This is a genomic window from Streptomyces antioxidans (genome assembly GCF_000968685.2).
Lineage (GTDB): Bacteria > Actinomycetota > Actinomycetes > Streptomycetales > Streptomycetaceae > Streptomyces > Streptomyces antioxidans.
Map to the genome: position 1 here is coordinate 92397 of NZ_LAKD02000043.1, position 19670 is coordinate 112066.

Here is a 19670-nt window from a genome sequence, read left to right on the forward strand (position 1 = left end):
CGCACATCCGCCCGTACGGGAGTCCGATCCGCCCGCCGGTCCGAACCCCTCGGACCGGCGGCGGTCACGAAGGAGATCGCCCCTATGTCCACCCCCTCGTACCCCCCGGCCGCCGACGTCCTCGCCGCAGTGCCCAAGCAGCTCTACATCGCCGGGTCGTGGACCGACGCGGCGGGCGGCCGGACCATGCCGGTCGACGACCCGGCCACCGGTGAGGTGCTGTGTGACGTCGCCGACGCCGCGCCCGCCGACGGGCAGCGCGCCCTGGCCGCGGCCGAGGAGGCCCAGGAGAAGTGGGCGGCCACCGCGCCCCGCGCGCGCAGCGAGATCCTGCGCCGCGCCTATGAGCTGATCATGGAGCGGGCCGACGCGCTCGCCGCGCTGATGACGGCCGAGATGGGCAAGCCCCTGGCCGAGGCGCGCGGGGAGGCGGCCTACGCCGCGGAGTTCTTCCGCTGGTTCTCCGAGGAGGCCGTACGCGTCGAGGGCGGGTTCTCCACGCTTCCGGACGGCAAGAACCGCATGCTGCTGATGCGCCGCCCGGTCGGCCCCTGTCTGCTCATCACGCCGTGGAACTTCCCGCTGGCCATGGGCACCCGCAAGATCGGCCCGGCGATCGCCGCGGGCTGCACCATGGTGCTCAAGCCCGCCCCGCAGACCCCGCTGTCCAGCCTGGCGCTCGCCGGGATCCTGGCGGAGGCGGGGCTTCCGGCCGGGGTGCTCAACGTGGTCACCACCTCGCGCGCCGGAGAGGTCGTGGAGCCGCTGCTGACCGGCGGGCACGTCCGCAAGCTCTCCTTCACCGGCTCCACCCAGGTCGGCCGCACCCTGCTGGCCCAGAGCGCGCCCGCGGTGGTCCGCACCTCCATGGAGCTGGGCGGCAACGCCCCCTTCATCGTCTTCGAGGACGCCGACCTCGACGTCGCCGTCGAGGGCGCCATGACCGCCAAGATGCGCAACATGGGCGAGGCGTGCACGGCGGCCAACCGGTTCTTCGTCCACTCCTCGGTGGCGGCCGAGTTCGCCGAGCGGCTGGCCCGCCGCATGGGCGCGCTGGAGGTCGGCCCCGGCAGCCACCCCGGCGTCCAGGTGGGGCCGCTCATCGACCGGGCGGGCCGTACCAAGGTCGAGGAGCTGGTCGCGGACGCCGTGGCACGCGGCGCCGAGGTCCTGGTCGGCGGCAGCACCCCCGAGGGCCCCGGCTGCTTCTACCCGCCGACCGTGCTCACCGGGGTCTCCCCGGCCAGCAGGCTGATGGAGACCGAGATCTTCGGACCGGTGGCCGCCGTGCTCACCTTCGAGGACGAGGACGAGGTCGTCGCCACCGCCAACAGCACCGAATGGGGCCTGGTGGGCTATCTGTTCACCCGGGACCTCAACCGCTCGCTGCGGGTGAGCGAGCGGCTCGAGGTCGGCATGGTGGGCCTCAACACCGGACTGGTCTCCAACCCCGCCGCCCCCTTCGGCGGCGTCAAACAGTCCGGGCTCGGACGCGAGGGCGGCCGCGTCGGCATCGACGAGTTCCTGGAGTACAAGTACGTCGCGGTGCCGGTCTGACCCCTGCCACACCGCCCGGGCGCCCGCCGGAACCGCCGGGGGCGCCCGGGCGTTGCCCTCATGACGCGTTGCCTCCAGACGCGCGGTGTGAGGAGCGGACATGGGCGAGTTGGTGCCCGGCGGGAACCAGGCGCTGCCCGACGGCGCGCTGACCGTCCGGGTGCCGGGCCCGTTCGACCTGTCCGCGCTGATCACCGGCGAGGGCGGAAAGGTCGCGGGCGACGGCGACTTCGTCTTCTTCAACCAGCCCACCGCGCCCGGCGCCCGGCTGGACGGCGACACCGTCACCCTCCGGCCACGGGAGCTGCGGCCCGGCGCCGCCCGGGTCACCCTCGTCATCAGCCCCGCCGACCCGGGCACCCCGCTGGGGCGGCTCCCGGCGCCCGTGCTGAGCGTCCTGGACGAGCGGGGCTCGCCGCTGGCCCGGTTCGCCCCGCCGCGCCCCTCGCGGGAGACGGTGCTGCTGCTCGCCGAGATCTACCGCCGTGGCGGCGGCTGGAAGGTGCGGGCGATCGGCCAGGGGTACGCCGACGGACTGGCCGGTGTGGCCCGGGACTTCGGTGTCGACGTCGCCGACCAGGGAACCCCCGCCGCGCCGGGGTCCGCCGCCCCCGCGTCCGCCGACGGCGCCTCGCGGCAGGCCCTCGACGTGGTGAACGCGGCGCGGGGCCGGGCCGGGGCCCCGTCCGTGGCGCTGGACGGACGGCTGACCGCGGCGGCCGAGGCGCATGCCCGGGCCATGGCCGCCCATGGCGCGCTGGCGCTGGAGAGCCCGGACGGGACCTCGCTCTTCCACCGGATCGCCGCGCACGGCTACCGCCCGCTGACCATCGCCGAGCACATCGTCTCCGGGCCGCGCACCCCACGGGAGTTCGTGGACTACTGCCTCGAAGGCGCGGAGCGCCGGGGCCCGTTCCACGACCCGGCCGTCGTCCACCTGGGGATCGGCCGGGCCGACGGCCCCACCACCGGGGACGTCTACTGGACGGCGGTATGGGCCCGGCCGTTCACCCCTGACGGGCTGCTGCGGCTGGCCTCCGAGGTCATCGCCCTCACCAACACCCACCGCGCCGCCGCCCGGCTCGCGCCCCTCGCCCCGGACCCGCGGCTGACGGCGGCGGCGCAGGCGCACAGCGATGACATGGTGGCCCGCGACTTCTACTCCCACACCGGCCCCGAAGGGCATCAGCCCTGGGACCGGGCCCGGGCCGCCGGGGCCACCCACCGCGGCATCGGCGAGAACATCGCCTGCGGCCAGCGCTCCCCGGAGGAGGTGGTGCGCGGCTGGATGGACAGCCCGGGCCACCGCGCCAACATCCTCAAGCCCGACTTCACCCATATCGGCGTCGGCCATGCCACCGGCAGCCGCGCGGGCACGTACTGGACCCAGGTCTTCGGCGCCGCCTGACCACGCCCGCACCCCATCCCGCGCCGGCCGTGGCGTCAGGTGCGCGACTCCAGAACGCGCCGGGTGGCGCTCCCGTACACCCCGTTCGCGTCGCCCCGGATCCCGTACCACACCTGGAACCGGGAGACGGCCTGGGCCAGTGTCTGGTCGTACTCGCCGTTGACCCGCCCGTCCTGATACACGTTCGGGATCCGCAGCAGCCGCTTCTGGAGCTCGGTGACCTCCGGGCCGGTGCTTCCGAGGGTCAGCACATCACCCGGGTCGCCCGGCGGTGGCAATGGGTCCTCCGGGCCCTGCGAGGCGGGGGCGCTCGGCGTTCCCGGCGCGCCGGGGTCCGCGGGCGCGGTGGACGCGGTCGGGGTGGCCGACGCGCCGCCCTCGGCCGCGCCGGACGCCGCGTCCCGGTCCACCATCACCACCAGCGAGAGGGCGACCCCCGCGCCGAGCCCGGCCAGCACCAGCAGGGCGGCGCTGGGACGGCGCCGCCCGGCCGGGGAGGTCCGCGCGGGCGGCTGCCGAGGCGCGGGCGGTGCCTCCCGCGGGGGCCAGGCGTCGGCGGCGGAGGGGGCGCCCGGCATCTCCTGGGTGTCGTCATCCGCCGTGGACGGCGCTTCGGGCGGCAGCTCGGTGCCCGGCGGCCGGAAGAGGGCCAGCTCCTCCATCCACTCCTCGACCGGTCCCGCCGGGACATCGCCGTGCTCCGGAGCCGAGGGGAAGACGGCGGTCGGCTCGATCACCTGACGCCCGGCCGACCGGTCCGGATCGGGTTCGGCTGCCATACAGACCTCCTTGTGCGTCCCACACCGTCACGCGGGGATGCCCCACACCGTCACGCGGTGATACGGACGCGGGCGCGGGAAGACTCAAGCCGATCGGGATGGGGAGGCCCCGGGCCCCCGCGGTGCCGGTGTGGCGTGGTGCCGCGGGGTAACCCGTCCTGAGAGGGTGCCCATGGCCTCGGGGACGTCGAAGGGAGCCATGAGATGGAGCGGACCACATGCTGTGTGGTGGGCGGCGGCCCGGCCGGGATGGTCCTCGGCCTGCTGCTCGCCCGGGCCGGGGTGGAGGTCACCGTGCTGGAGAAGCACGGGGACTTCCTGCGCGACTTCCGCGGCGACACGGTGCACCCCAGTACGCTGCGGCTCCTGGACGACCTGGGCCTCGCCGACCGGTTCGCCGCCCTGCCGCAGCGGCATGTGCACTCCGTCCAGCTGCCCATAGGACGGGGCGGCGAACTGTTCACGGTCGGCGAAATCGGCTCACTGCCGGGGAAGTACAACTACGTGGCGATGGTGCCGCAGTGGGACCTGCTCGATCTGCTGGCGGACGAGGCCGGGCGGGAGCCCACCTTCCAACTGCGGACGAACACCGAGGCCACCTCCTTCCTCATGGAGCGCGGACGGGTCACCGGAGTGCGCTACCGCGACCGTACGACCGGCGCCACCGGTGAACTGCGCGCCACCCTCACCGTGGCCTGTGACGGCCGGGGATCGCTCGCCCGCGAACTGCCGGAGCTCGGACTGCGGGAGTTCGCCTGCCCGATGGACGTCTGGTGGTTCCGGCTGCCGCGCGAGGAGAGCGACCCCCAGGGGCTGGTGGGCAACGCCGGTGAGCGCTTCCTCACCGCGATGATCGACCGTGGTGACTACTGGCAGTGCGCCGCCCTGATCCCCAAGGGGGCCGACGCCGAACGCCGGGCCGAAGGACTCGACCGGTTCCTCGCCTCGTTCACGGAGGCCACCCCATGGATGCGGCGGGGCCCGGCCGACCGCGCACCGGGCCCGCGGTCCTGGGACGAGGTGAAGGTGCTGGACGTACGGATGGACCGGCTCCGCCGCTGGCACCGCCCCGGACTGCTGTGCATCGGGGACGCGGCCCACGCGATGTCGCCCGTGTTCGGGATCGGCATCAACCTCGCCGTCGAGGACGCGGTCGCCGCCGCCCGCCATCTGGCCGGGCCGCTGCGCGAGGGCACCGTGGGCCTCGCCGACGTACGCGCCGTCCAGCGCCGCCGGTGGCCGACCACCGTCGCGACGCAGGGGTTGCAGCGGATCGCCCACGCACGGGTCATCGGACCGCTGCTGCAAGGGCGTTCACCGGCCGCCGGAGGGGAGCCGCTGCGGCTGGCCGAGGTGCTCACCAAGGCGCCCTGGCTGAAGCGGGCTCCCGCCTACTTCCTCGCCTACGGCGCGGGCCGCGAGCGGCCCCCGGCCGAGTCGCTGCGCCGTTCCGGATGAGCCGACGAAGCCGGGTGCGGAAAACCCTCCGCACCCGGCTTCACACAGACGCAGAACCTCGTCACGCACACGAGGAACCGTCAGACGATGCCCTCGGCGATCTCCGCCTGCTCACGCGCCGTGCCGTACGCGGACGGCGTGTTGTACGAGCGGCGGGCCACGAACCACCAGATCGTGGCCAGCAGCAGCACCACGATCAGCGCCACCGAGGCGTAGTTCATCGAGTTCACCGTCACCGGGCTGGACTGCGGCAGACAGAACAGCACCGTCACCACCGCCACCCACACGACCGCGATCCAGCCCACCGGCTTGCTCCAGCGGCCCAGGTTCCACGGACCGGGCTGGAAGCGGTCCCCGGCGCGCAGCCGCAGGAAGACGGGGATGGCGTAGGCGGGGGTGATCCCGATGACATTGATGGCGGTCACCGCGCCGTAGGCCGTCTCGGAGTACAGGGACGGCACCGCCAGCAGACACGCGACCACCACCGACAGCCAGACCGCGAGCACCGGCGTCTGGGTACGGGAGCTGACCCGCTGCCACAGCCGTGAGCCCGGCAGCGCGCCGTCCCGGCTGAAGGCGAACACCATCCGGCTGGCCGCCGCCACCTCGGCGTTCCCGCAGAACAGCTGCGCCACGATGACGATGAGCAGCATCGCGGTGGCGCCGCCCGTGCCCAGGGCGTCGATCAGGATCTGCGCCGGGGGCACTCCGGTGGCGCTGCCCTGGGTGCCGGTGTAGTCCTGGATGGCGAAGGTGAGCCCGGCCAGCAGCACGAACCCGGCCACCCAGGAGACCCAGATGGCGCGGACGATTCCGCGGGCGGCGTAGACGGAGGCGTTGGAGGTCTCCTCGGACAGATGCGCGGAGGCGTCATAGCCGGAGAAGGTGTACTGGGCGAGCAGCAGTCCGATCGCGGTCACATACAGCGGATTCGACCAGCCGGTGTCGTTGACGAATTCGGTGAAGACGAATTCGGGCGACTGGTGGTGGGAGGGCACGATCGCCAGCGCGCCGACGATGATGGCGACACCCGCCAAATGCCACCACACACTAACCGAGTTGAGGACGCTCACCAGCCGCACCCCGAACAGATTCAGCGCCGCGTGCAGCAGCAGAATGCAGACGAAGATGAGCATGGTCGATTCCGGTGTGGGATCGAATCCCCACTGGAGGTTGAAGAACGCGCCGGTGAACAGGGCGGCGCCGTAGTCGATTCCGGCGATGGCCCCGAGCAGCCCCAGCAGATTGAGCCAGCCGGTGTACCAGCCCCAGGTCCGTCCGCCCAGCCGGTCGGCCATGTAGTACAGCGCTCCCGAGGTGGGGTAGGCGCTGGTCACCTCCGCCAGCGCGAGCCCCACGCACAGCACGAAGAGCCCCACTCCGGCCCAGCCCCACATCATGACCGCGGGGCCTCCGGTACCCAGCCCGAAGCCGTAGAGCGTCATGCATCCGGAGAGAATGGAGATGACCGAGAAACTGATGGCGAAATTGCCGAAGCCGCCCATGCGGCGGGCCAGTACGGGTTGATAGCCGAGCTCACGCAGCCGCTGTTCATCGTCCCGGTGGGGGGCGGGACTTGAACTCGACCATGCCGTGGACATGAGGGTACCTCCGGAATCCTGGGACGGGCGATGGTGGTACGGGCGGGGGGAAATTCGGGGACGTCGGCGGGATGACGGGGGAAAGTCGGCTCAGCCGTTGAGCCCGGGTCTTTGTTCGCGGGCGCCGACCAGCGAGCGGACCCGGGCGCGGAGGAACATCTCCTCGGCCAGCGAGCGGTCGGTGGCGTCACGGGTGCGGTAGGCCCAGGGGAGCGGGGTGAAGTACGGCCCCAGCGTCTCGAAGACGCGGGCCGCGTCGGAGAACAGCAGCGCGCCCCACAGGGCGTGGGCCAGATGGTTGAGATCGAGCGGGGAACTCGTCGTGACGTCCGCGTGGTCGAACCAGCCGTGCAGCGCCTTCCTCGCGTCCCGGATGGCGTCCTCGGTGGCCCAGTGCAGATCGAGGGCCTTCTCGTAGCCCCGCTCCTCGCGGTACCGCTCGACATGGACGTACAGCGGCAGCACCTGCAGTGCGGACCCCTCGGGCGCGCCCGAGACCACCCACTGCACGAAGTTGACCGCCTCGGCCAGCGAACCCCCGGCCCGCCGGGCGTACACGAACTGCAACATCCGGTGGTACGCCTCGCGGTTGTACGGATCGCGCCGGTCGGCCTCGGCCAGCAGCCCCCAGGGGCCGTGGAACAGCAGCGGACCGGGCGGGGACACCCGGTGTTCCTCCTGCCGCTGCTTCTTGTCCAGCTGGGCCAGGGCCAGCAGACAGACCCAGGGCACCGGATCCGCCGGGGAGTGGTGCGCGGCCAACTGGCAGGACTGCCACGCCTCCCGCCACAACTCCCGGGTGCGGGGGTGCCCCTCGCGGTGTGCGCGCACCGCGCGTTCCACCCCGACCCGGGTGTGCATCACCAGCGCCGCCACGCTCTTCGGCTCCTCGGCCCGCCACGCGTCCACCACGGTGGAGCCGGCGGCGGCCGTGGCCAGCACCTGGGTGCGCTGGGTCCACAGCGACCAGGTGGGAGTCTCCGCGAGCAGATCGCGCATCGATATCCAGCGTCCGGTGCGCAGGTCCTGCAGCGCGACGCGCAGTCCGCCGTCATAGCCCGCGGGGTGGTACACGGGGCGGAACTCTTCCTCGGGCATCGGATGACTTTCGTACGGAGCTGACGTACCGGACGCGGGAAAACGAGGGACCTGGGGGATGATTGCAGGGATCCTATAGTCCCGGTGCAACGATCCGGGAACGGGGGACTCCGGTCAGTGCCCGAACGGGCCGTCTTGACGCCCGCCCCGCGCCTGCACCAGGCTTTCGGGCAAGATCCGCGCCCGTCCCCCGAGCGCGCCGCCCCGCGAGCGCGCCATCCCCGAGCCCGTACCTCCAGAGCCCGAAGCGATCCGCCCGTCCCGAGCGAAGAACCGGACATGCTGCCTGCAGAGCGTCGCCACCGCCCCCCGGCCGACCCCGCGACCGGCCCGGTCCTCGCCATCGACCAGGGCACGTCGGGCACCAAGGCGCTGGTGCTCTGCCCGGAGCGCGGGGTGCTCGGCTCCGCCGAAGTGCCCGTACGGCCCCGCCATCTGCCCGGCGGACTGGTCGAGGTCGATCCGGCCGCGCTGCTCACCTCGGTCATCGAGGCCGGACGCCGGGCTCTCACGGCCGCGGGGGAGCCGGTGGTGGCGGTCGGGCTGGCCAACCAGGGCGAGACCGTACTGGCCTGGGACCCCGTCACCGGAGAGCCGCTGACGGACGCGCTGGTCTGGCAGGACCGGCGGGCCCACACGGTGTGCGAACAGCTCGCGCCGCACGCCGAGACGCTGCGCGAACTCACCGGCCTGCCCCTCGACCCGTACTTCGCGGCGCCCAAGATGGCGTGGATCCGGCGCCAGTTGACCGGCGAGGGCGTGGTCACCACCAGCGATGTCTGGCTCGTCCACCGGCTCACCGGAGCGTTCGTCACCGACGCCGCCACCGCCGGGCGCACCGGGCTGCTCGACCTCGACCGGGTCGCCTGGTCCCCGAAGGCGCTGGACCTCTACGGGCTGACCGTCGAACGGCTGCCCCGTGTCGTCGACGCCGCCGGGCCGGTCGGCACCACCACGGCCTTCGGCGGCGAGGTCCCGCTCACCGGACTCCTCGTCGACCAGCAGGCCGCCCTGCTGGCGCAGCGGGTGACCGAGCCGGGCACCGCCAAGTGCACCTACGGCACCGGCGCCTTCCTCCTCGCCCAGACCGGCGACCGGCCCCTGCGCGGTCCCCACGGCCTGGTCTCCTGTGTGGCCTGGCGGTTCGGCGGGCGCACCAGCTACTGCCTGGACGGGCAGGTGTACACCGCCGCCTCCGCGGTGCGCTGGCTCGGCGACCTGGGGGTGATCCAAGGACCCCAGGACCTCGACCCGGTCGGGGGGACCGTGCCGGACGCCGGGGGCGTCACGTTCGTACCGGCGCTCGCCGGACTCGCCGCGCCGTGGTGGCGCGGCGACCTCAAGGGTTCGCTGACCGGACTCGGCCTCGACACCACCGCCGGACACCTGGTGCGCGCCCTGTGCGAGGGCATCGCGGCCCAGGTCGTGGAGATCGCCGAGGCGGCCGCGTCCGACCTGGGCGCGCCGCTGACCGTCCTGCGCGTCGACGGGGGACTGACCCGCTCGGCGCTGCTGATGCAGACCCAGGCCGATCTGCTGCAGCGGCCCGTGGAGGTGTCGGCGCTGCCGGACGTCACGGCGCTGGGCGTGGGCGCCGCCGCGCGGATGGGCCTCGACCCGGGCCTGACGGTCGAGCAGGCGGTCCCCGCGTGGGAGCCCGCCGCCGTCTACGAGCCGCGGATCGGCGCGGACCGGGCCGCCGAGCGGCTGGCCGCCTTCCGCTCGGCCGTGGCCGCGCTGCTTGACCAGGCGCCGACGGCCGCCGCCCACGACTGAGGACCACCCGGGTACCACGAGCCGTGTCCGCCACCGCCGAGCGAGGGACCAGCATGACCGTCACGACAGCGGGTGACCTCCCCGACGAGGTCTACGACGTGGCCATCATCGGCGCCGGGGTGGTCGGTGCCGCCATCGCCCGCGAACTCGCCCGCTACTCCCTGCGGATCGCCCTGGTCGAGGCGTCGAACGACGTCGGCAACGGCACCTCCAAGGCCAACACCGCGATCCTGCACACCGGTTTCGACGCCACCCCGGGCACCCTGGAGGCCCGCCTGGTGCGCGAGGGCTACCGGCGGCTGACCGCCTACGCCGCCGAGACCGGCATCCCGCTCGAACCGCTCGGCGCGCTGCTCGTCGCCTGGGACGCGGAGCAGCTGGCCGCGCTGCCGTCGCTCGCCGAGAAGGCCGCCCGCAACGGCTACGACGAGACGGCGATCCTCGGCGCGGACGCCGTCTACGCCCGCGAACCCCGCCTGGGGCCGGGAGCCCTCGGCGCGCTCGAAGTCCCCGGCGAGAGCGTCATCTGTCCCTGGACCGCCACCCTCGCCTACGCCACCCAGGCGGTCCGCGCGGGCGTCGCCCTGCATCTGAACTGCCCGGCCGGGGCCATCACCACCGGCGGGGACCACCACGAGATCGCCACCCCGCGCGGGGTGCTGCGCACCCGTCACCTGGTCAACGCCGCGGGGCTCTACTCGGACGAGATCAACCGGCGGCTGGGCCACGAGGAGTTCACCGTGACCCCGCGCCGCGGCCAGCTCATCGTCTTCGACAAGTTCGCCCGCGGCCTGGTCGACCACATCCTGCTGCCGGTGCCCACCGCGCTCGGCAAGGGCGTGCTGGTGTCGCCGACGGTGTACGGCAATGTGCTGCTCGGCCCGACCGCCGAGGACCTGGACGACAAGACCGCCACCGGATCGTCGGCCGACGGACTGGACGCGCTCCGCGAGAAGGGCGCGCGGATCCTGCCGGAGCTGCTGGAGGAGGAGGTCACCGCCGTCTACGCCGGACTGCGCGCCGCCACCGAGCACGGCGACTACCAGATCCACACCGATCCCGGGCGGCGGTATGTCGCCGTGGGCGGCATCCGCTCCACCGGACTCACCGCGTCCATGGCGATCGCCGCGCATGTGGCGGAACTCCTCGTCGGCTGCGGTCTTGACCCCGGGCCCGAGCGGGAGATCGAGCCCGTGCGGATGCCCACCATCGGCGAGGCGTTTCCGCGCCCCTACCAGCGCGCCGAGCTCATCGCCGCCGACCCCGCGTACGGCACCGTGGTCTGCCACTGCGAGCGCGTCACCCGGGGCGAGATCCGCGACGCGCTGACCGCCACCGTGCCACCGGTCTCGCTCGACGGCCTGCGGCGCCGCACCCGGGCCCTGGCCGGGCGCTGCCAGGGATTCTTCTGTGGCGCCGCGGTGCGCGCCCAGTTCGAGGCGGCCACCGCGGACCGAACCACCACGGCCGGAGCCACCGCGGACCGGGCCACCGCCGCCCAGGACCGTACGGGGGCCCGGCGATGACCCCCACCGACCGTGTCCACCGCACCGTGGACGTCCTGGTGATCGGGGCCGGACCGGCCGGACTCGCCGTCGCCGCCCGGCTGGCCGCCGCCGGGGTGGGCCGGATCGAGGTCCTTGACCGCGAGCAGCGCGCGGGCGGCATCCCCCGCCACTGCGACCACACCGGATTCGGACTGCGCGATCTGCGCCGGGTGATGACCGGACCGGACTACGCCCGCCACCACATCGCCGCCGCCATCCGCGCCGGGGCCGTGCTGCGCACGGGCGTCACGGCCACCGGCTGGGCGGCGCCGCGGACCGTGGACACCACAGGGCCGACCGGCCTGGAGCGGATCACCGCGGCGGCCGTCGTCCTGGCCACCGGCGCCCGGGAACGCCCGCGCAGCGCCCGGCTGGTGCCCGGCACCCGGCCGGACGGAGTCTTCACCACCGGGCAGTTGCAGCAGGCCGTCCATGTGCACCACCAGAGCGTCGGCCGCCGCGCCGTCATCGTCGGCGCGGAACGGGTCAGCTACTCCGCGGTGGCCACCCTGCGACGGGCCGGGGCCGAGACCGTCGCCATGGTCACCGACCAGCCCCGCCACCAGACCCACCCGGCGCGCCACCTCGGCACCCGGCTGCGCCATGGCGTTCCGCTGGTCACCGACGCCACCGTGGCCGAACTGACCGGCCGGGCGCGGCTGGAGGGCGTACGGCTGCGCCACCGGGACGGCAGGACCGCCGCCATCGGCTGCGACACCGTGGTGTTCACCGGCGACTGGATCCCCGACCACGAACTGGCCAGGAGCGCGGGGATCACCCTCGACCCCGGCACCCGGGGACCGGCCACCGACGCCGCGTTCCGCACCGCCGAGCCCGGGGTCTTCGCCGTGGGCAATCTGCTGCACCCGGTCGAGACCGCCGATGTCGCCGCCCTCGACGGCCGGTTCGCCGCCGGACCCGTACTGCGCCATCTCGCGGGCGTGCCATGGGCTCCGGGGCCACTGCCGGTGCGGGTCGAGGCACCGCTGCTGTGGATCTCACCCAACCGGCTCACCCCGGCCGGACCCCGTCCGCCGCGCGGCCGGTTCACCCTCCGCACCACGCGGTTCCTGACCCGGCCGGTGCTCACCGTCAGCCAGGACGGCCGGACGCTGCACCGCGGGCGCCTTTCGTCCACGGCGGTGCCCAACCGGCCGTTCCACCTGCCCGCGGGCTGGATCGCCGGGGCCGACGCACACGGCGGCCCCGTGCGCATCACCGCGGACTGACCGGGCTCGCCGCGGACTGACCTGGCCTCAGCCGAGACCCCCGGGCGTACCGCGCAGCCGCTCCATCTCGCGCCGGTCGCGCTTGGTGGGGCGGCCCGTGCCGCGGTCCCGCAGCCCGATCGGCACGGTGTGCTCGCGCGGCGGTGGAGGCGGGCTGTTGTCGACGTAGCACTCGACGGCCACCGGCGCCCCGACCCGCTTGCGCACGATGCGCGAGACGACCACGATCCGGTCGCGCCCCGCGTGGCGCAGCCGCACCTCGTCCCCGGGCCGCACCGTGTGTGCGGGCTTGACGCGCTCCCCGTTGACCCGGACGTGCCCCGCGCGGCAGGCCGAGGACGCCATGGAGCGCGTCTTGGTCAGCCGCACGGACCAGATCCAGCTGTCCACCCGTACGGACCCCTCGTCTGAAGCCATACCCCGACTCTAATGTCTAAGGTGCGACGCATGAGCGCACATTTCGACGTGGTGGTCCTGGGAGCCGGTCCTGGCGGCTATGTCGCCGCGATCCGCGCCGCCCAGCTGGGCCTGACCACGGCCGTGGTGGAGGAACGCTACTGGGGCGGCGTCTGCCTGAACGTGGGCTGCATCCCGTCCAAGGCCCTGCTGCGCAACGCCGAGCTGGCCCATCTGTTCATCCACGAGGCCACGGCCTTCGGCATCCGGGTGAACGGCGATGTCACCGTGGACTACCGGGACGCGTTCGAGCGCAGCCGCAAGGTGGCCGACGGACGGGTCAAGGGCGTCCACTATCTGATGAAGAAGAACAAGATCACCCAGTTCGACGGGCGGGGCAGCTTCACCGGACCCCACGAGCTGCTGGTCACCCGCTCCGGAGGCGGCACGGAGACGCTCACCTTCGACCACTGCGTCATCGCCACGGGCTCGCTCACCAATCTGCTGCCCGGCACCTCCCTCAGCGAGCGGGTGGTGACCTACGAGGAGCAGATCCTCTCGCCCACCCTGCCCGGCAGCGTCCTGATCGCGGGCGCGGGAGCCATCGGCGTGGAGTTCGCGTACATCATGCACAGCTACGGGGTGCAGGTGACGCTGGTGGAGTTCATGGACCGGATCGTGCCCCTGGAGGACGAGGAGGTCTCCGCCGAGCTCACCCGGCGCTTCCGCAGGCTCGGCATGAACATCCTGACCTCCACCCGGGTGGAGGCGATCAACGACGGGGGAGCCGCGGTCAAGGTCATGGTGACCACCGGCGGCCAGCGGCAGACCCTGCAGGCCGCCAGGGTGCTCCAGGCCATCGGGTTCCGGCCGCGGGTGGAGGGATACGGGCTGGAGCACACCGGTGTGCGGCTGACCGAGCGGGGCGCCATCGGCATCGACGGCCGGTGCCGCACCAATGTGCCGCACATCTTCGCCATCGGCGACGTCACCGCCAAGCTGATGCTGGCCCACGCCGCCGAGTCCATGGGCATCGTCGCGGCGGAGACCATCGCCGGGGCGGAGAGCATGGAGCTGGACTATGTGATGATCCCGCGCGCCACCTTCTGCCAGCCGCAGATCGCCAGCTTCGGCTGGACCGAGGCCCAGGCGCGCGAGCGCGGCTTCGACGTCCGGGTGGCGAAGTTCCCGTTCACCGCCAACGGGAAGGCCCAGGGGCTCGGCGACCCCGTCGGCTTCGTGAAGCTCATCGGCGACGGCCGCCACGGCGAGCTGCTGGGTGGCCATCTCATCGGCCCCGAGGTCACCGAGCTGCTGCCCGAGCTCACCCTCGCCCAGCAGTGGGATCTCACCGTGCACGAGGTGGCCCGCAACGTGCACGCCCATCCGACCCTCAGCGAGGCGGTGAAGGAGGCCGTCCACGGGCTCGCCGGACACATGATCAATTTCTGACCGCGGATGCCGCCACCCCGGCCGCCACCGGGTGTGCGACCCGCGGATCTGCGTTAGACAGAGCATGTGAAGGTGCGCTCGGCGCTGAGGTCGCGCAGTGTCGGCGGGCAGGTGTTCGCCCTGATGCTGATCATCGTGACGCTCCTGGTCCTCGCCGCGGGGGCCACGCTCTCCCTCCAGGCACGCGGCAGCCGGGACAACCAGGCCCGGGTCCATGCGCTGACCGTCGCACGGACCGTCGCCGTCGCCCCCGGCGTCCGGCAGGCGCTGGAGTCCCGCGACCCCGCCAGGACCCTCCAGCCCTACGCCGAGAAGGTACGGCAGCGGACCGATGTCGACTACATCGTGGTGACCACCGCCCAGGGCATCCGCTGCAGCCATCCGAACCCGAAGCTGATCGGCAAGCGCGTCGACCACCGCATCTACCCGGCCACGGTGGGCCGGTCCTTCACCGACAAGACCCCGGGCGTCACCCGCCCGGCCCCCTCGATCCGAGCCGCCGTCCCGGTCAAGAACGCCCGGGGCCAGGTGATCGGCGTCGTCAACGCCGGGGTCTCCATCCCCTCCGTGGCCCGCATGGTCAGCCGTCAACTGCCGGTGATCTACGGCTCCACGGCCTTCGCCCTCCTGCTGGGCGGGGGCGGTGCGGCGCTCGTGGCCCGGCGGCTGCGTCGCCAGACCCACCGGCTCGGCCCCGCCGAGATCACCAGGATGTACGAACACCACGACGCCGTGCTGCGCTCGGTCCGGGAGGGGGTGCTGATCGTCGACCACGGGGGGCGGCTGCTGCTCGCCAACGACGAGGCGCTGCTCCTGCTGGGCCTCGTACGCGACGCCCACGGACGGCAGATCACCGACGTCGGCCTGCCCCCGGGGATCGCCGGGCTGCTCGCCTCCGGCCGCGAGGCCACCGACGAGGTGTACGAGGTCGGGAACCGGCTGCTGGCGGTCAACCAGCGCCCCGCGAAACGGCGCGGACAGCCCTGGGGCAGCGTCGCCACCCTGCGGGACACCACCGAGCTGCGCGCCCTGACGGACAAGGCCGACCGGGCGTACGCACGCCTCCAGCTGCTGTACGAGGCCGGTGTCCGGGTGGGCAGCAGCCTCGATATGGAAGGCACCGCCCAGGAGCTGACCCGGGTCGCCGTGCCGCGCTTCGCCGACTACGCCACCGTCGATCTGCACGAGGCCGTGCTGCGCGGCGAGGAGCCGGGCGACCGGGACTCACCGCTGCGCCGGACCGCCTTCAGCGGCGTCCGGCAGGACCCCCCGCTGCGCCGGATCGGCGAGCGCGTCTCGTCCTTCCCCGTCACCCAGCGGGCCGGCGGCACCGGTCAGGCGCGCGTGTTCGCCGTCGGGGAGCTGCCCTCCTACCCCGACTGGACGCCCCAGGACCCGGAGCGGCTGGGGTGGGTGCGGGACTACGGCATCCACTGGCTGCTGACCGTGCCGCTCAGCGGACGCGGCGTCCGGCTCGGCCAGGCGGCGTTCTGGCGCTCGGGGGACACCCCGCCGTTCGACGAGGAGGACCGGACCTTCGCCGAGGAGCTGGCCGGTCAGGCGGCCGTCGCCATCGACAACGCCCGCCGCTACGCGCGGGAGCACGCCACCACCCTGGCCCTCCAGGAGAGCCTGCTGCCGCGCGGCCGCCCAGAGCAGCAGGCCGTCGTGGCCGCCCAGCGCTATCTGCCCGCCCCCGGCGGGGTGCGGGGGGACTGGTTCGACGTCATCCCGCTGTCCGGGGCCAGGGTCGCCCTCGTCGTCGGCGATGTCGTCGGCCACGGACTGCACGCCGCCGCGACCATGGGCCGACTGCGCACCGCCGTGCGCAACTTCTCCGTCGTGGACTTGCCCCCCGATGAGCTGCTGGCCCGGCTCGACGACGTGGTCGACCAGCTCGACCGGGAGGTGACCGCCACGGACGGCGGCGCCGGGGCCGTCGGGGCCACCTGTCTGTATGCGGTCTACGACCCGGTCTCCCGGCACTGCACCCTGGCCAGGGCCGGTCATCCGCCCCCGGCCCTGGTCCGTCCCGACGGCTCGGTGACCTTCCTCGACCTGCCCGCAGGACCGCCGCTGGGACTCGGCGGACGGCTCTACGAGGCGGTCGAGACGGAGCTGCCCGAGGGCAGCCGCCTCGTCCTCTACACCGATGGGCTGGTCCAGGACCGCGAACGGGACATCGAGACCGGGCTCGACCAGCTGCGGGACGCCCTCACCGACGCCGACCCCGACCCGGAGCGGGCCTGCGACACCGTGATGGCCGCCCTGCTCTCACCGCGCCGCACGGACGACGTCTGCCTGCTCATCGCCCGCACCACCGCACTGGACGCGCGCCGGGTGGCCTCGTGGGACCTCCCGGCGGACCCCGAGGTGGTGGCCCGGATGCGGGCGGCCGTCGCCCGCACCCTGGCCGCGTGGAACCTGGAGGAGGCCGCCTTCACCACCGAGCTCGTGGTCAGCGAGCTGCTCGGCAACGCCATCCGGCACGCCGTGGGCCCCGTACGGCTGCGGCTGCTGCGCAACCGGGCGCTGATCTGTGAGGTCGCCGACGGCAGCACCACCGCGCCCCATCTGCGCCGGGCGGCCACCACCGACGAGGGGGGACGCGGGCTGTTCCTCGTCGCCCAGATGGTCCAGCGCTGGGGCACCCGCTACACCAGCCAGGGCAAGATCATCTGGACCGAGCAGGACATCCCGGCCGCGGGGCGCGCCCCGCGGTGACCGGGCGGTCAGGCCGAGGCGGTTGGCGCGCCCTCGCGCCGCTCCCATGCCACCTGGGCCAGATCGGCCATGGCGGCCATGAGGTCCGCCGCCTCCTCCGTACCGTTCAGATGCCGGTACTCCGAGCCCACCGTGATCACCAGCCGCTCGGGCAGGCCCAGCGATGGATGGGCGTTCTCGGCGATCAGGGTGCGAGCGGCCTCCAGGGCCGGTACCCCGGCCGCGTGCAGTTCCCGGGTGCGGTCCCGCAGCTGCTCCAGATAGCCGATGTGGCCGCGGACCCCCGCCCGGTCGAGGACCGGGCCATGTCCGGGGACGATCACCTCGGCCCCGGTCGCGAGCACCCCCTCGCACGCGGCGATCACATGGTCCAGCGGGCCCGCCCAGTGCACCGCGTGGTCGCCGGGGTCCCGCGGGCTGGACGCGAAGATGACATCGCCGGCGAACGCCACCTTCTGCCGCGGCAGATACGCCATCAGATCGCCCTCGGTGTGCGCGGACTCCAGGCTGAACAGCCGCACCGGCACCTGGCCCACGCGCAGGTCGAGTTCGCCCACGAAGGTGAGCGTCGGCTCGACCACCTCGGTGGCGGACCAGTCGAACCGTCCGAAGTGCCGCCGCAGGTACCAGCCGAGCGGGGTCGCCGGATCGCTGCCGTGCACCAGGGCGTGCATCTGCCGCGGCGAGGGCTCGTACTCGATGTGGCCGAGCGCCTCACGGGTGGCGACGATCTCCGCGTCCGGTACGACCTCCGCGCCCCACAGGTGGTCGCCGTTGGCATGGGTGACGATCACCCGCTCGATCCGGCCCCCGCCGGGCAGCAGGGCGCGGCTGTGTTCCAGGAACTCATCTGCCATCCGGCGGTCGTAGGGGCTGTCGACCCAGGCGGCGTGGCCGTCGGGCGAGACGATCAGACCGCAGTTGGCCAGACCCCATCCGGTGCTCGGGGTCGGGGACCAGATGTGCACACCGTCGGCCACGGTGAGGAGGGGGGTTCGCGAGATCATGGACGCACAGTATGCCCGCGCCGCACACCCGTGGCGGGCGGCCCGCCCCATCACTGGGGGTTCCCGGCCACTCGGCCCGGGGCCGCCGCCGTGTCAGGCCGTCGGACAGTCATCGGCAGGCCGTTCGTCAGGCCGTCATCGGCAGGTCGGTCGGCCCCACCGGCGCCGGGAGCGTCGTGGAGCCCGCGAGATAGTGGTCCACGGCGGCCGCGGCCGAGCGGCCCTCGGCGATCGCCCAGACGATCAGCGACTGGCCACGGCCCGCGTCGCCCGCCACGAACACCCCGTCCGCACTGGTGGCGAAGGACGCGTCTCGGGCGACGGTGCCGCGCTCGTCGAGCTCCAGACCGAGTTGGTCTATCGGCCCGCCGTACCGCTCCGGGCCGCGGAAGCCGAGGGCCAGCAGCACCAGATCCGCCCGCAGCACCCGCTCCGTGTCCGGTCCGGACTCTCCGTCGGCACGGGATCCGACCAGGCGCAGCGCCCGGACGCCGCCGTGCGGCCGTTCCGCGTCCGGTACGGTCCCCTCGAAGCGGACCGTGGTCGCGGAGAAGACCCGCGCGTCCACGTCCGCCTCCGGAGAGGCCGCCAGCTCCCGCGCCTCCTCATGGGCGGCGGACATCCGGTAGGTCTTGGGGTAGGTGGGCCAGGGCTCGCCCTCGGTCCGCTCGTCGCCGGGTCGGGGATGGATGTCCAGCTGGGTCACGGAGGCGGCGCCCTGCCGCAGCACGGTGCCCAGACAGTCCGCGCCGGTGTCCCCGCCCCCGACGATGACCACATGCTTGCCCTCGGCGGTGATCGGCGGCCGGGCGTAGTCGCCCTCCAGCACCCGGTTGGCCATCGGCAGGTACTCCATCGCCTGATGGATCCCCGCCAACTCCCTTCCCGGAACGGGGAGTTCGCGCCAGGCCCGGGCGCCCACGGCTATCACGACCGCGTCGTAGCGCGCCCGGAGCTCGGCGGCGTCCATATCGGTGCCGACGTCCACGCCGGTACGGAACTTGGTGCCCTCCGCTCGCATCTGCTCCAGCCGCCGGTCCAGATGGTGCTTCTCCATCTTGAACGCGGGGATGCCGTAGCGGAGCAGTCCGCCCGCCCGGTCGTCGCGCTCGTACACCGCCACGGTGTGCCCCGCGCGGGTGAGCTGCTGGGCCGCGGCCAGGCCCGCGGGCCCCGAGCCGATGACGGCGACCGTTCTGCCGCTGAGCCGGTCCGGTGGCTTGGGGGTCACCTGGCCGCTCTCCCAGGCCCGGTCGGCGATGGCCACCTCGACGTTCTTGATGGTGACCGCAGGCTGGTTGATGGCCAGCACACAGGCGCTCTCACAGGGGGCCGGACACAGCCGGCCGGTGAACTCGGGAAAGTTGTTGGTGGCGTGCAGCCGCTCGCTCGCGCGCAGCCAGTCGTCCCGGGAGACCAGGTCGTTCCACTCCGGGATGAGGTTCCCCAGCGGGCAGCCCTCGTGGCAGAACGGGATGCCGCAGTCCATGCAGCGGCCCGCCTGCGCGTTGATGATCGGCAGCAGTCCGCCGGGCGCGGGGACCTCGTCCCAGTCCCGCACCCGCTCGTCCACCGGACGCCGGGGCGGAAGACGACGGGGTGTGGTGAGGAAACCCTTGGGGTCGGCCATGACCACCT

General features: G+C 73.5%; 14 protein-coding genes. 8 read left to right on the forward strand and 6 right to left on the reverse strand.

The window, feature by feature from the left end:
- The first annotated feature begins 84 nt into the window (after window positions 1–84).
- Window positions 85–1557 (forward strand): NAD-dependent succinate-semialdehyde dehydrogenase, encoded by a 1473-nt coding sequence (locus VT50_RS17870; RefSeq protein WP_046084847.1) that lies wholly within the window; start codon window positions 85–87, stop codon window positions 1555–1557.
- Window positions 1558–1657: 100 nt separating this feature from the next.
- Entirely contained in the window at window positions 1658–2965 is a 1308-nt protein-coding gene (locus VT50_RS17875; protein ID WP_046084846.1) for a CAP domain-containing protein, read from the forward strand.
- A 35-nt stretch (window positions 2966–3000) separates the two neighbouring features.
- On the opposite strand, the gene VT50_RS41000 is transcribed toward VT50_RS17875, so the two are convergent.
- Window positions 3001–3744 carry a peptidoglycan-binding domain-containing protein gene (locus tag VT50_RS41000; RefSeq protein WP_276207312.1) on the reverse strand — a complete coding sequence of 248 codons (744 nt, stop codon included), beginning with the start codon at window positions 3742–3744 and terminating at the stop codon, window positions 3001–3003.
- A gap of 204 nt (window positions 3745–3948) precedes the next feature.
- Between VT50_RS41000 and VT50_RS17885 the strand changes: the two genes are divergently transcribed.
- Entirely contained in the window at window positions 3949–5202 is a 1254-nt protein-coding gene (locus VT50_RS17885) for an FAD-dependent oxidoreductase (protein ID WP_046084845.1), read from the forward strand.
- 80 nt (window positions 5203–5282) lie between these two features.
- Here the strand turns inward: VT50_RS17885 and VT50_RS17890 are convergent, their stop codons facing one another.
- Together VT50_RS17890 and VT50_RS17895 are read right to left on the reverse strand one after the other, a co-directional pair.
- Complete coding sequence (locus VT50_RS17890) at window positions 5283–6803, reverse strand: amino acid permease (RefSeq protein WP_046084844.1); 1521 nt, start codon at window positions 6801–6803, stop codon at window positions 5283–5285.
- 90 nt (window positions 6804–6893) lie between these two features.
- A complete protein-coding gene (locus VT50_RS17895; protein ID WP_046084843.1) occupies window positions 6894–7901 on the reverse strand; it encodes a hypothetical protein in 1008 nt (335 codons plus the stop codon).
- Between the two features lie 279 nt (window positions 7902–8180).
- Between VT50_RS17895 and VT50_RS17900 the strand changes: the two genes are divergently transcribed.
- Genes VT50_RS17900 through VT50_RS17910 form a run of 3 tightly spaced genes read left to right on the forward strand, consistent with a single transcriptional unit; the run spans window position 8181 to window position 12453 of the window.
- Window positions 8181–9677 (forward strand): FGGY family carbohydrate kinase, encoded by a 1497-nt coding sequence (locus VT50_RS17900; protein ID WP_046084842.1) that lies wholly within the window; start codon window positions 8181–8183, stop codon window positions 9675–9677.
- A 53-nt stretch (window positions 9678–9730) separates the two neighbouring features.
- A complete protein-coding gene (locus VT50_RS17905; RefSeq protein ID WP_046084841.1) occupies window positions 9731–11203 on the forward strand; it encodes an NAD(P)/FAD-dependent oxidoreductase in 1473 nt (490 codons plus the stop codon).
- Window positions 11200–12453 carry an NAD(P)/FAD-dependent oxidoreductase gene (locus VT50_RS17910; RefSeq protein ID WP_046084840.1) on the forward strand — a complete coding sequence of 418 codons (1254 nt, stop codon included), beginning with the start codon at window positions 11200–11202 and terminating at the stop codon, window positions 12451–12453. Before VT50_RS17905 ends, VT50_RS17910 begins: the two co-directional genes overlap by 4 nt.
- Before the next feature lie 27 nt (window positions 12454–12480).
- Here VT50_RS17910 and VT50_RS17915 read toward each other — a convergent pair whose 3' ends face one another.
- A complete protein-coding gene (locus VT50_RS17915; protein WP_046084839.1) occupies window positions 12481–12870 on the reverse strand; it encodes an RNA-binding S4 domain-containing protein in 390 nt (129 codons plus the stop codon).
- A 30-nt stretch (window positions 12871–12900) separates the two neighbouring features.
- Here VT50_RS17915 and lpdA point away from each other — a divergent pair, with 30 nt between their 5' ends.
- Both lpdA and VT50_RS17925 read left to right on the forward strand, forming a co-directional pair.
- Window positions 12901–14301, forward strand: a complete 1401-nt coding sequence (gene lpdA / locus VT50_RS17920) for a dihydrolipoyl dehydrogenase (protein WP_046084838.1) — start codon at window positions 12901–12903, stop codon at window positions 14299–14301.
- Between the two features lie 66 nt (window positions 14302–14367).
- Window positions 14368–17025 carry a SpoIIE family protein phosphatase gene (locus VT50_RS17925; RefSeq protein ID WP_338058328.1) on the forward strand — a complete coding sequence of 886 codons (2658 nt, stop codon included), beginning with the start codon at window positions 14368–14370 and terminating at the stop codon, window positions 17023–17025.
- Between the two features lie 8 nt (window positions 17026–17033).
- Here the strand turns inward: VT50_RS17925 and VT50_RS17930 are convergent, their stop codons facing one another.
- Together VT50_RS17930 and VT50_RS17935 are read right to left on the reverse strand one after the other, a co-directional pair.
- Window positions 17034–18032: an MBL fold metallo-hydrolase gene (locus VT50_RS17930; RefSeq protein WP_046084837.1), complete on the reverse strand. Its 999-nt coding sequence runs from the start codon at window positions 18030–18032 to the stop codon at window positions 17034–17036.
- 127 nt (window positions 18033–18159) lie between these two features.
- Window positions 18160–19662, reverse strand: coding sequence for a glutamate synthase subunit beta (locus VT50_RS17935; protein WP_046084836.1), 1503 nt, complete (start codon window positions 19660–19662; stop codon window positions 18160–18162).
- Window positions 19663–19670: the final 8 nt, after the last annotated feature.